Origin of the sequence: Microcoleus sp. F4-D5 (genome assembly GCF_036704885.1) — a bacterium.
In the GTDB taxonomy this organism is placed as follows: Bacteria; Cyanobacteriota; Cyanobacteriia; order Cyanobacteriales; family Microcoleaceae; genus Microcoleus.
The window spans coordinates 26262-39443 of the sequence record NZ_JAUBSX010000008.1 but is presented as its reverse complement, the minus strand read 5'-3'; the positions used below and the strand labels follow the sequence as shown (position 1 = coordinate 39443).

Here is a 13182-nt window from a genome sequence, read left to right as displayed (position 1 = left end):
GAGCCCCGACTTCTTGAAGAAATCGGGGCTCTAGGTAGGGTTTGCTGAATAATCGATCGCACGTTACGTAGCGAAAGCGATCGAGAGCGTGCGAGCGAGTGAAAAGTGCAAGATTGACTGGTAAAATGGGTCAAAACCCGTGCATCACCATCTACAAAAGTGTATCGAAAAGTTGAGCAAGCTCAAAGTCCCCCATCCGAGTTTGAACTACCCTTCGGGGGCAAGTTGTCAGCGGACAACCGTTGGGTAAAAATGGCCGAACTGATACCTTGGAATGAATTTGAAGCAGAATATGCTAAAATTTTTCCGAGCGAAAAAGGTGCGCCAGCCAAATCTTTTCGGATGGCATTGGGGGCATTAATTATCAAAGAAAAACTGGGTATCAGCGATCGTCCAAGAGTAGAACAAATTCGTGAAAACCCCTATTTGCAATACTTTATCGGTCAATTAACATACAGTAATGAACTGCCCTTTGACCCATCACTATTAGTTCACTTTCGCCAACGTATCGGCGCGAACCTAGTCAATAAAGTGAACGAGCGCACGATTGAAAAAATTCGAGAAACCACCGATAGCCCACCAGAAAAAAAAAAGCATTCGGACGCAGAAAATGAGTCATCAAATCGAGGAAAACTGATTATAGATGCCACCTGCGCCCCCGCCGACATCAGCTATCCCACCGACATAGGACTATTAAATCAAGGCCGAGTTCATACCGAAAAAATTATAGACATCCTCTATAAATCCCTCAAAGGTCAAATTGCCAAAAAACCCAGAACCTACCGCAAAAAAGCCAGAAAAGATTACTTATTCATAGCCAAACAAAAACGAATTTCTCGTAACAAAAGAAGGCAAGGAATTAAAAAACAACTGCAATATATCAAAAGAAACTTCGGTCATATTGAACAGCTAATAAACTCAGGTGCTTCCCTGACAAGTTTGACGAAAAAGCAATATAAAACCTTGCTAGTAGTCACAGAAGTCTATCGGCAACAGCTCTGGTTATTTGAGAACAATAAACAGAGCATATCGGATAGAATAGTCAGCTTAAGCCAACCTTACATCCGTCCCATAATCAGAGGAAAAGCAGGAAAAAATGTAGAATTTGGAGCAAAACTGTCAGCGAGTTGCTTTGAGGGGTATGTATTTTTAGACCGAATAAGTTGGGATAATTTTAATGAGTCAGGGGACTTAAAAGCGCAAGTAGAAGCTTATTATAGATTCACAGGATACTATCCGGCGTCAGTTCATGCCGACCGCATTTATCGAACAAGAGAAAACCTTGCTTGGTGTAAAGAGAGAGGAATTAGAATTAGTGGACCGACTTTAGGAAGGCCTCCACTTGATGTCAGTAAATCAAAAAAGAAGCAAGCTCGAGAAGATGAGAAAATTCGTCAGGCGATCGAAGGAAAATTTGGACAGGGTAAACGAAGATTTAGCTTGAACCGAGTGATGGCAAAACTTAGTAATACGAACTCTACAGCGATTGCAATTACTTTTTTAGTAATGAACCTTTCTACCTGGTTGTACCGGGTTTTTTTGTGTGTTTTTATGTCGAGTAGCCCAAACAACACCTGTTTTGAGATTGAGAATAAGCTTCACTTATATTTGAAACAAATTAATACAGAAAAACTCATCTTAAATGGAGCTAGAGGATATCGATCGCACTTGTTCTTTGCGGGCGATCGATTATTCAGCAAACCCTAGGTATTCTATTTTGTTAGCTGGGCTTTTAGAACGGAGAGGGAGGGATTTGAACCCTCGAAGGATGTTAACACCCTTAACAGATTAGCAATCTGCCGCTTTCGACCACTCAGCCACCTCTCCAAGATGACAGTAACTAACTATAGCACACACATCTTCTTCTTGCCAACCCCTAATTTTAAAATTCCTCAATCCCTTACTCTGTATACTTTTCGCCGCCGGCAAAAGGCAGGTTTTACCCTATATCCGCCTCTGATCCAACTCGATACTCGAAACCTACTCCCCAAAGCCCCTAGCCTTCAAGTGCTTCTCCCAACTAAAATTGGAACTCAAAAAGAACCTCTTAGTATACAAATACCCCAAGCGGTACAGGTGAGCCTTGCGATCGGCATCGAGATTAAAGTCGGTCGTCGTCACCCCAGCTTCAGTCACATCAATATTAATCACCCTGCCTTTATCCATCTCCCGCTGGTGATAGCGGTCTCTTGCTTTCATCATCGTTCTGAACATCGCCGCCAGCATCGACAGCGGAGTATCAATCTTAGCTTTAGTCTCAATTCCGGTATCGACTAATCGAAACCCAAAGGTAAACCAGCGCGGCGCCGCAGGAGTCGAACCGACGGATTGTTTGTCATAAATCCATAGGGGGAAATTGCTCAAAATTCCGCCATCTACAATTAAGTCATCGCCGAGTTTTCCAGGTTCAAAAAATAGCGGAATACTCATCGACAACCGAACCGCTTCAGCCACGCTAAAATGTTCAGCACTTTTGAGTCGCAACTGTTCGTACAAAGGATCGGAATCCGTCGATTCGCGTCGGTGTAAGTCGTCGGGCAGCACCAACATTTCACCGCGAGAGAGGTTGGATATTACTACTTTTAATTCCCGCTCTTTTACAATTTGTTTGACATCGGCAAAAGTGTGCAAGTTACCTCGACCGAGCATTGCTTCCAGCCACTGCCGGAACGGTTGCGCCGAATATTCTCCCATCTGACGGCTAACTGTTAAGAAAAGTAGAGTCCAAGCAGGAGATTGCAAGTCGTCGGCGGGGTCGCCGTTTAAAATTAGAGGACTGTTTTTTTGAGTTAAAAATATGCTGTAATCGAGCTGTCCTAAAATTTCCTCTAAATCATCAATTGACAAGTCGGTTGCCAATACTGCGGCAGTAATTGCACCTGCCGAAGTGCCGGCCAATTTTCGCCACCGGATGCCCAAATCGCTGCAGCACCTGAGTGCTCCTAAAAATGCAACTCCGCGCACGCCGCCGCCTTCAAAAACCCCGTCGGCATAGATTTGACCGTTTTCGTCTGGAGGCGGAAATTTGCTGAGAATTGTTTGTTTCTCGGTGGCGGTGATCCTGACACCAGGTTCTTGCAAAATTTGCTGTGGATACCACTGACTCATGGGAAATACCTCGACTCGATTTGGGATTTTAGATTTTAGCTTGATATCTATTGTTCTTGATTTTTGTAGGCATTCATTGCTTCTTTGACGTGTTCTTGAACTTGCGATCGCACTTGTTCGTAGGCCACCGACGCGCACCAAGGCCGGAGAGATAAAATAGTTGTATCTGGAGTAATCTCGAGCACCAAACAAGTCGGGGGCGGATTCTCCAAAACCAGGGGGTGAGAGTGGGCAATTTCTAATAACTCAGCCACTGTCCGACGGATCGGCAGATCGCCAATATCAATCTTCAAGTCTACTCGCCTCGTTCCCATTGCCGTTGTATTTTTCAGTGTACCGTTAAACAACTGATTGTTCGGTACAATAATTTTTACGCGATCGTCTGTCACCACGGTTGTGGAAAAAATCCCGATGCTGTCCACCACTCCCTTAACATCGCCAGCTTCAATCCCGTCCCCGACTTCAAAGGGCCGCAAACTAATCAACATTACCCCAGCAGCAAAGTGCGACAAAGTATTTTGCCACGCCAAACCGATCGCCAAACCCGCCGCACCAACCACCGCAACCACACTGGTAGTTTGAATTCCCAACTGACTCAAAGCTGCGACTACTCCCACTACCAAAATCGTAATTTCAGCAGCTTGAACTAAGAATTTCCGCAGTGTGGCTTCGGTGCGACTCAGTGCTCGGCGAGTCACGCGGCCCGCAAAGCCGATCGCAAATCGCGTAATCAACAAAATGCCGATCGCCCACAGCAGTTGAGGTACAATTTTAAACCCCAATTCTACGAATTTTTTCGAGAATTCTTGGGCTACTTCCAAGGCTTGTGTTCTTTCTACATTTAGCTGAGAATACAAGGTTTGGGCTATTGGTATAAATGTCTGAATAACTGTCATATCAATTGGTAATTGGGAATGGGAAATTGAAAATTGCAGTCTCAGTCTTATCGCTTATTCCGAGAGTCCGACAGGGGTTTAAAAACCCTGTCTCATAGCGGAAGTCCTCTAGAAGAGGACTAAAGTCGATAATTTTATCCTTCTTCAAACTCTTGAGTCGGTTTCAACCGACTTTTGCTATGAGGCAGGGGTTTCAACCCCTGCCGGACTGTCGATAATTTTATCCTTCAAACTCTTGAGTCGGTTTCAACCGACTTTTGCTATGAGGCAGGGGTTTCAACCCCTGCCGGACTACTGTTAATAGTTTACTGCTACCCGGGGCAACCGGTGTTTAAAACCGCAGAGAATTTCCCACGAAATAGTTCCTAAAGTCGCGGCCCAATCGTCAGCAGTAATTTGATATTCCCCATCTTTTCCCAACAGAGTCACCACTTCACCGACTTCTAAATCGGGAATATCGGTTACATCCAGCATTAATTGATCCATCGTCACGGCTCCCACTTGCCGCACGAATTCACCCCTAACTAAAACCTGCATTTTATTAGAAAGATTGCGCGGAATACCGTCTGCATAGCCGATACCAATTACGGCAATCTGTGTCTGCCGCTGAGCTATAAATTGATAGCCGTAACTGACGCCTGTTCCTGCTTCAATTGTTTTCACCTGCGTTACCCTAGCTTTTACCTGCATTGCGGGCTTCAAATTGGCGATCGGCTGCAAGTGAGGAGCTGGATAAAGACCGTAGGTAGCTAAACCGACTCGTACTAAATCGTAGTGCAAATCGCGGTCAGCGAGGGCGGCAGCAGAGTTTGCCAAGTGCAGGCGAGGAGGGTTAATTCCTGCTATTTTAATTTGGTCGATCGCCCGTTTAAACCGCTGGTGCTGCTCTCTCATCACGGCAGGATCGGGACTGTCTGCTGTCGCTAAATGAGAGTAAATGCTGGCTAATTTTAAATTGGGCAATCGGTTGACTAATTGTACAAATTCTGTTGCTTCTTGCCAGGGCGTACCCAAGCGAGACATTCCCGTATCTAACTTAGCGTGAACTGGCAAAGATTGGTTGAGAGTGGCGAGAACTTCGGAAAAAATTAGGGCTTGTTTGGCAGTACAAATAGTGGGCTGCAAGTGCCATCGGGCGATCGCCTTTACCTGTTCTGCTGTATGGGTTGACCCCAACAGCAAAATCGGCGCTTCTATCCCAGCTTCTCGCAATTCTATTCCTTCGGGAATTGTCGCCACTCCCAGCCAACTAGCACCTGCTTGCAATGCTATTTGACTGACTGCAACAGCACCGTGTCCGTAAGCATCCGCTTTCACAACTGCCATCAGTTCTGTGTGGGGAGATAAGAGATTTTTAAGCTCTTTTACATTGTGAGTTAAAGCTGATAAATCCATTTCTACCCAAGCCCGCTGGCAAATTCCCCCGTCACCGTCCCCCAGCACCGTCTGGCGGGATTCTTTTGTCGTTGATTCTGCGGTTGTTTGTTCCCTACTCCACATTGTCGATCGCTCCTACTTGCTTGCACGCTTAAAAACTGCTCTAAAAGCTGCTCGGATATTTTACCCTAAGTTTGATTATAATAAGATTTTTCTTTTAATCAATTTTATACAAGTTTAAAAAAAGCATGCAACTGCGGGCAAGCTGCAAACCCATATTGCATCAGTTATTCCCAATCTCAAATCTCAAATCTCAAATCTCAAAGGGTATTAACTGGTGTATCATAGCACCAAAAATACCCGGTAAAAACTATGGACGGACTGGCCTACCTACATTTAGCTGAAACTTGGGAAACGGTTGCGTGTCAAAGTCGATCGACCAACTCAAAAATGCACCTGAATTTAGCCTCAACTCCTTTACTTTTCTTTACGATCGCTCTCACAATTTTAAATTTAGTCAATCCCGCACTCGCCCTCAAAAAAGGCGATTCAGGCCCGGAAGTTGCAAACCTCCAGAAAACTCTGCAAGCAGCAGGATATTTTGGCGGTAAGGCTACAGGATTTTACGGTTCTCTCACTCGCGCTGCTGTGAAAAAGTTTCAAGCAGACAACAACCTGAAAGTTGACGGAATTGTCGGCCCTAAAACCTTGTCAGCACTGAAAGGTAAGTCAGAAGACGCAAGCATGGAAGCGGCGGAAAAAATCTCGCCAAATGTCGATCGACCTTCGCCATCTCCTAGAGCCACAGAAAACACAAACCAACCCGAAGATACAAATCAAAATCCGCCCCAAGAACCTCTATTTCAAGATACCTCTTTGCCGCCATTTAAAACAGAAAGTTCCGAGGAGCTAGAAAGTCAATCACCGCCACAAAAGCTAGTAAATCCTCCCGACAACACTCTCGGAAAAATGACATTGAAAAAAACCATTTACGGTAACATCTCGCCCAAATCAATAGTTTATTCGGGTTCGGGTTTGTTTTTTGCTCAAAACATGATGTACCGCCACACAATCACAGTTTACGACAGGAACTTTAAATTAGTCAAGACTATTCCAGATACAGTAAACTTATCGAAGTTTGGTTTTTCTAAATTCAAAGGCAATTATCAAGGCTCTCCCGTAGAAGCAGCTTTTTCAACAGACGGCAAATATGCCTATGTATCCAACTACAAAATGTACGGTTCGGGGTTTAGCAATCCGGGAACCGACAGGTGCTCTCCAGCAGCAAAACACGACCAAAGTTTTCTGTACCGCATCAATACCCAAACTTTGAAAATAGAAAAGGTAATTCCTGTAGGTGCAGTTCCGAAATTTAATGCTGTTTCGCCTGACAATCGCTTCGCCCTCGCTAGCAATTGGTGCAGTTGGGATTTGAGCGTAGTTGATATCAATAAAAATCTCGAAGTCAAGCGGGTGAAACTGGGTGCATACCCTCGGGGTATTGTTGTCACTCCTGACTCAAAAAATGCCTATGTTGCCATCATGGGTTCTTCCAATATTGCGAAAGTGAATCTCATAGACTTTTCGGTAGAATGGCTGAGGAATATTGGCAATGCGCCGCGTCACTTGACGATCGATCCCAACGGAAAGTATCTTTATGCCACTTTGAACGGTGAAGGAAATGTGGCAAAAATTGACCTAAAAACTGGTAAAGTGGTGGACAAAGTTTCGACAGGAAAAGCACCTCGCAGCATGACAATTTCTGATGAGGGCAAACTGCTTTATGTGGTCAACTATTTCTCGAATACTGTTAGCAAAGTTAGGACGAGCGATCTGAAAGTGCTGCAAACAGTGAAGGTTAATTCAAGCCCGATCGGGATTACTTACGATCCGGAAACTAATCAGGTTTGGGTAGCTTGCTATTCGGGCAGCATTATGGTGTTTCAAGATTAATATAGCTGCTTCGCAGTCAGGGCTGGAGTCCTGACTACAAACAATAGCGATTAAATGTTATTTTGGGGCGGCGGATGAGCAACGCCCCTAAAATACTATTTGGACGACTTTAAAGGCTTCACAACATACTCTGAAGCCTTAGCAGGTACTTGACCTTTTTTGGCCATAGCTTGGTAAATCATGGCTGCTACTTCAGCGCGAGTTGCTATTTTATTCGGCTGCAAAAGTTCGCGATTCGGGTGGTTGACAACAATACCAGCTTCTGTGGCTGATGCTACTTTGTTAACGGCCCATTTCGGCACTTTTGCCCTGTCTGTATAAACTCGTAAAGTTTTGGTTGCTTTTGTTGATGGTTTCAGGCTCAAACCGCTTGCTAAAGCTGCGATTACTTCGACACGCGGAATCTGTTTTTCGGGACGGAACTCATTGTTTGGGTATCCTTTAAGATATCCGGTTTTGACGGTGTGGTCGATCGCAGGAGCGACAGGACTCTTGTCTTTTACGTCTTTAAAATTAATTGGTTTTCGGATCGGCTCTTTGTCGTCGGACATTCGCTGAATCAAGCGCGCTAGTTCGGCCCGCGTCATCGGTTCGTCGGGCTGAAATTTGCTGTCGGTGAAATCAGTAAAGATTTTGCGATCGACTAAAGCTAGAATGAACGGACTCGCCCAATATTTGTCAGGAATATCGGAGAATCTAACGGGCCCAACTTTTGGTTTAGCCGCTTTGGGTTTGGTAATTGCCGGATCGGGAGTCGATGGCACAATTGGCTTGGGAGGAACAACGATTACACCCACCGGAGGAGTTGCCGGTACAACTGGCCCTAAAGGTGCCACAGGTGCGACATCCGGTTTTGAGGGAACGGGGGTTGTAGCGGGAGATGGCACAGCCGCATTCGGCGGCACAGGCGTTAATATTCCCGGGCTCGCGGGTGTAACAGCAGGTAGAGAGAAAACGGCTGGAAATTGCCAATTTTTGGCATTAAATCGATCCGGATTTTTACCTGTTACCCAAAATAAAATTGCTCCCATCGTGCCGAAGGCCACCAGGATAGCAATCAACTCATCCAATCCCAGACGGTTTCTTTCCCCTGACGGGGGTTGTGAAGAAGACATATTGTCACCTACATACCAATGTAGAAATTAAATCACATATTTTTTTGGTCTGGTGGTGACTGAAATAAATAAATCAACTATTCCAAAGTTCTCACTGTCAATACTTGCGGCGGCGTCGAATCTGGAGGATAAATAAAATCAACTTTTATCGATCCTCAGTTGCTGATTTTTACAATCTTCAACTCAGCGCCTTCTGCCACTCCCGAAAGAGCGAGTCCGACTGGGTTGACGAGAATTCCTGCCGCTACCAAAACTCGGCTGCCGCTTGTATTGATTTTGACGCGGCTGCGGCGATCGCCTCAAAGTGCTGCCACCGTAACCCGAACCGGTCGATCGATTGCCATTAGGACGTACTGAGGGTCTTACTGGCTGGTTGTACGTGGGCGATCGCAAGCGGCCGGTCGTCCTTAAAACTTGACGGTTCCTCACCTCAGGAGGAGGAGTTCGGTAGCGAGTTTGATATTGGTTAACAGCTTGGCTGTAAGTATTGCCATAGCCGCCATATCCTGTCATAATTCCCGGCTGATAGACTGGCGGCATATAATATTGGGGTCTAAATAACAAACTGCCGATCGCCTGACCGGCTATAGCCCCAGCAAACGGCGCCCAGAAGCCAGATTGCTGTCTCACTACTACGGTTTGGGGCTGACCGGTTTGAGGGTTAGTGACGGTTTCAGTCACGTTGTGAACGTACTCAATTTTAAAATCTTCTGTCAAATGCAAAACCGCTTTATTGTTATCCAGATTTAGATAACTTTTCTTGCCTGCCGATATTTCTTCATCCGTTAAGCGAGCCATTTGCAAATCCCTAGTGCGGTAAACTGGGGGACTGCCGGCGGGAGTATTCAGCAACATTAAACTGTATTCACCATCCGCATCGTTGTAGGTAGCTTGCTGTACGGGATATTGACCTTGAGCCAAGTTATTGTTTGCCGCCGGACGCACCGTGTTAACATTAGTATTTGCAGCCGGATTGACAGGAGGTTGTGGGGTAGGAGAACCGCAGGCGGTTGCCGTCCACAACAAAGTTAAAGCCATTAAATAAATTGTCAGTTTTCGCAGCATCATCATAAATAGTTATTGGTAATTAGTCAGGAAAAAGGAAGCAGCAAACAACTTCTAGCTCGGGTTCTGTGAATTGCGTGTCCTGAATCAAAGTAATTGGTAACGCTCGACGGACGGCTCGATTTACATTCTATCGCTAGTCCAGCTTGCAGTCATGACTTGATTTCTTATTTATTCCCAGCTTGAGGAATTCCCTCCTCACTGCAAACCTGTGTTATTTTCCCTCTTTTGCGCTCGTCCGCTTGCAGTGGACATCGTTTTTATGTCTGAGCGAATTCTCTTCGCCGCTTCGATGGTTGGGATTTTTCTAGTTTTTAAAGGGGAATGAGTTCGGGGAAATTGACCAACACTTGGTCGCTGGTAAGTTCGTCACCCAACTGTGCGGGAGAAAAGTGAACTTGCACAGCTCGGAGCCTTTGCTGGTAATTTAAATTAATCATTGCTTTTAAACCGACTTTCAGCGCGCTGATGTCAGCGAGGTCTGTTTCTAGGGCAGGAACTTCGCCTTCATAAGCAACTGTCAGCATCACTACGACATTTCTAGTTACCGGCAAAGACAAGGGGGAATTTTTATCGTAAACAGATGTGCTGTATTGAGGCTCGCTGAGATAGCGCTCGGCTGAATCAGTGAAAAGTTCATCCACATAATCACCGGCTTCACCTTCATTCCAAAAAATATCGCCTTCATTGGCTGCTGCTTGCCAGTAGTTGTCGTACTGCAACAGGTGATTGCAAATTTCTACAAGACCTTCTCCTAAGACTGCTACGTCGCCATCGGCATCAATTGCTTGTCTGGCGGTGCGGTTGAGAACTCCTAACAGCGGTGCAACTTCTTCGCCTGTTAGGTGAACGAACACCCGGCAAACTGCCAGTCGAGTTTTACCTGTAAATTGATTGAACCGATCGCGCCAAGCATTCATAATAACCTGTAGTTGTAATTTCTAGGGCTATATTTCCAATGATAGCAGGCGATTTCACTCTTGCCGTCTAACCTCAGATTGATATCGAGGGCATTTTGAGCGATCGCCTCCTTACCGTACTGTCTCGCTTTGAGTCATCTAATTTTATCGCAGTTTTCAATCGGAGCAAATACAGTAGGGAAACAGCACTGGCTTGTCCTGACAATCAAGCATCTAGGATACAAGCCCCCGGATTCATCGGTCCAGAAATAAAAACCTGTATCCGATAAAGGAACCGCCGAATTTATCCGTGGGGTCAATACTTCAATTCTTTAATCTAAAATCTAAAATCTAAAATCGCGCAATCGATTGACTGGGAACTGCGACTTTTAAGAATTGGTATGAGATTGAGAATTTTAGCCAGACTTTTTTAAATTAGTATTAATTCCGCGCTCCGAGAGCTTGGCCGGAATATGATATTGCGTGCTATCGATTCATCTGTTGTCAATTGTTTGCTGTGCTTCGCGATCGCCGTGACAGGAAATTGTAGGGGCAGATAATTTTACCTCAAAAAACCTCCAATCTTGCAAGATTGGAGGTTTTTTGAGCGAATACTTTGGTTTGAGATAACTATTTGACGATCGCGCTTTGGACTTGTTCGATCGCAATTTCAGAACTCAACTCGGCAACTGGCGAAACCGGCAAATCCAGCTCGCCGCCTGGAGCTTCCGGGTGTTCGCGAACGGCTGCAACCGCATCTGCTGGCTCAGCTACAGCACCGGCCGCCGCCAAATCGAGCAGGGCCGGAACTTCCAGGTGTTCGCGAACGGCTGCATCTGCGATCGGATCGATCGGCTCTTCAAAAACTTCAAAATTATCGGTCATCGCAGCGCAAGCAGCAGAGGCGCGCTTGCCGGCGCGGTAGCTCATGTAGGCCGCACCTGCGCCCCCAAGCCCAGCCAAACCCAGCAAACCGAGAGCTGCTGTTTTGTAAGATTTCCACGGATTCATGCGCTCCGAACCGCCGGAACCCAGGATCGTTGTCGCAGAACCAGACTTAGCCGCCCCAGATTTGCTGTAGGAACAGGGGAAAGCAGATGCGGCGTCACCTATGGCGATGCTGCTTGCGATCGCGACGACGGAAGCAATGCCAGCTAACACTTGAAACTTCTTCATGGTGTTCTGGAGATTGTAAAGGATAATTAAAAAATTAATGGTAACAGCTCTTTACAAATGTATCAACTCTGCCCGCCCTCCAAATCGCGGATCGATCGCAAAAATCAACTATAGCCTGACGCAATTCAAATTTAAAATTGCCAGCTTAAAAATCTGCAATGGTTGCTCTGTAAGCGTTTTGACTAACTGAACGGAATTGTTTGAAGTATTGTGAAGCAATATGCGCGATCGCGCCCAAATTAGAAAATCTGAGGCGAGACAGTAGAAAATTTAGTTACAGGCTGGCAAACACTTGGTGACAAACTACTTTTAAGGCTACTTTTGAAAAGGCTTAGTTATTGGAAAAACTCTTATTTTTATGACAGACAGCGGGAATCATGGCATTGAGCGAGCCCCTCGCCGATTGTTAGTGACGGGCGGGGCTGGATTTATCGGCTCGAATTTTGTGCATCACTGGTGCAGCAGCTATCCGGGCGATCGAGTAGTCGTACTCGACGCTTTAACCTACGCCGGAAACAGACAAACCCTGGCAACTTTGGAAGGAGGAGAAAATTTTCGGTTTGTGCAAGGGGATATTTGCGATCGTACCCTAGTCGATAGCTTGCTCAAAGAAGAAAACATCAACACAGTCGCCCACTTTGCTGCAGAATCCCACGTTGACAGGTCAATTATCGGGCCTGCAGCCTTTGTTCAAACAAACGTTGTCGGAACCTTCACACTTTTAGAAGCCTTCCGGAAGCATTTTGAAGCAATTGATGAGGCATCTCTCAAAGCACAAATGCGCTTCCTCCACGTTTCTACCGACGAAGTTTACGGCAGTCTCGGCCCCGACGACCCAGCATTTACAGAAACAACCCCGTACTCGCCCAACAGTCCCTACTCAGCTTCCAAAGCTGGTAGCGACCACCTCGCCCGCGCCTATTTCCACACCTACGGCGTCCCGACAATTATCACCAACTGTTCCAACAATTACGGCCCCTATCACTTCCCAGAAAAGCTCATTCCGTTAATGTGCATCAATATGCTATTGGGCAAACCGCTGCCAGTTTACGGCGACGGTCAAAACGTGCGAGATTGGCTCTACGTGCTCGACCACTGCCGCGCTTTAGACGCCGTTATTCACCGCGGTCAACCAGGGGAAACCTACAATGTTGGCGGCAACAACGAGGTAAAAAATCTCGATTTAGTAAAAATGCTGTGCCAGCTAATGGACGAATTAGCAGAGGATTTGCCCGCCCGTCCTTGCGAACAATTGATTGCATTTGTCAAAGACAGAGCGGGGCACGATCGGCGTTACGCTATTGATGCCACCAAAATTAAAACAGAGTTAGGTTGGACTCCCTCAGTAACCGTTGAAGAAGGTTTGCGGCAGACTGTAGAATGGTACTTAGCCCATCGGGAGTGGTGGGAACCCCTGCTTTCGGAGGAATATCAAACTTACTACCGGAAAGTCTACTCTAATTAATCTACTCCTGGACGCACGGGCTACCAAAAACCAGAACCGGTAAAAAACTGGTTTTTAAGCTCAAGAGTGCGTCCCCAAAGGTTTCTGTCTTGCCTTCAAGCTTTAGATTTAAACTCTAGGGGCAGAAA

Annotated in this window: 11 protein-coding genes and 1 tRNA gene; 3 read left to right on the top strand and 9 right to left on the bottom strand. The window is 46.0% G+C overall.

Translation table 11 applies throughout. The features are described 5' to 3' along the window. The first annotated feature begins 159 nt into the window (after positions 1–159). Positions 160–1707, top strand: a complete 1548-nt coding sequence (locus QUA80_RS05890; RefSeq protein WP_333422301.1) for an IS5 family transposase — start codon at positions 160–162, stop codon at positions 1705–1707. A gap of 31 nt (positions 1708–1738) precedes the next feature. Here the strand turns inward: QUA80_RS05890 and QUA80_RS05885 are convergent. The 4 genes from QUA80_RS05885 to alr all read right to left on the bottom strand — a co-directional run bounded on the left by QUA80_RS05885 (position 1739) and on the right by alr (position 5504). Next, positions 1739–1827, bottom strand: a tRNA-Ser gene (locus QUA80_RS05885). Between the two features lie 153 nt (positions 1828–1980). Next, positions 1981–3108, bottom strand: coding sequence for a patatin-like phospholipase family protein (locus tag QUA80_RS05880; protein WP_333422299.1), 1128 nt, complete (start codon positions 3106–3108; stop codon positions 1981–1983). Between the two features lie 47 nt (positions 3109–3155). Then, positions 3156–4004 carry a mechanosensitive ion channel family protein gene (locus tag QUA80_RS05875; RefSeq protein ID WP_333422297.1) on the bottom strand — a complete coding sequence of 283 codons (849 nt, stop codon included), beginning with the start codon at positions 4002–4004 and terminating at the stop codon, positions 3156–3158. Between the two features lie 297 nt (positions 4005–4301). After that, positions 4302–5504 (bottom strand): alanine racemase, encoded by a 1203-nt coding sequence (gene alr / locus QUA80_RS05870; protein WP_333422295.1) that lies wholly within the window; start codon positions 5502–5504, stop codon positions 4302–4304. A 249-nt stretch (positions 5505–5753) separates the two neighbouring features. Between alr and QUA80_RS05865 the strand changes: the two genes are divergently transcribed. Beyond that, entirely contained in the window at positions 5754–7334 is a 1581-nt protein-coding gene (locus QUA80_RS05865; protein ID WP_333422293.1) for a peptidoglycan-binding protein, read from the top strand. A 95-nt stretch (positions 7335–7429) separates the two neighbouring features. On the opposite strand, the gene QUA80_RS05860 is transcribed toward QUA80_RS05865, so the two are convergent. The 5 genes from QUA80_RS05860 to QUA80_RS05840 form a co-directional block, all read right to left on the bottom strand. Next, entirely contained in the window at positions 7430–8449 is a 1020-nt protein-coding gene (locus QUA80_RS05860; protein ID WP_333422291.1) for an S-layer homology domain-containing protein, read from the bottom strand. A gap of 77 nt (positions 8450–8526) precedes the next feature. Continuing rightward, positions 8527–8598 carry a DUF3370 family protein gene (locus tag QUA80_RS05855; protein WP_333422449.1) on the bottom strand — a complete coding sequence of 24 codons (72 nt, stop codon included), beginning with the start codon at positions 8596–8598 and terminating at the stop codon, positions 8527–8529. A 34-nt stretch (positions 8599–8632) separates the two neighbouring features. Beyond that, positions 8633–9517 carry a hypothetical protein gene (locus QUA80_RS05850; protein ID WP_333422447.1) on the bottom strand — a complete coding sequence of 295 codons (885 nt, stop codon included), beginning with the start codon at positions 9515–9517 and terminating at the stop codon, positions 8633–8635. Between the two features lie 311 nt (positions 9518–9828). Continuing rightward, complete coding sequence (locus QUA80_RS05845) at positions 9829–10434, bottom strand: DUF1517 domain-containing protein (RefSeq protein WP_333422289.1); 606 nt, start codon at positions 10432–10434, stop codon at positions 9829–9831. Positions 10435–11043: 609 nt separating this feature from the next. Then, a complete protein-coding gene (locus QUA80_RS05840; protein WP_333422287.1) occupies positions 11044–11589 on the bottom strand; it encodes a hypothetical protein in 546 nt (181 codons plus the stop codon). Positions 11590–11947: 358 nt separating this feature from the next. Between QUA80_RS05840 and rfbB the strand changes: the two genes are divergently transcribed. Next, the gene (gene rfbB, locus QUA80_RS05835; protein WP_333422285.1) at positions 11948–13054 is read left to right on the top strand and encodes a dTDP-glucose 4,6-dehydratase; all 1107 of its coding nucleotides are present in this window, start codon (positions 11948–11950) and stop codon (positions 13052–13054) included. The last annotated feature ends 128 nt before the right edge of the window (positions 13055–13182 follow it).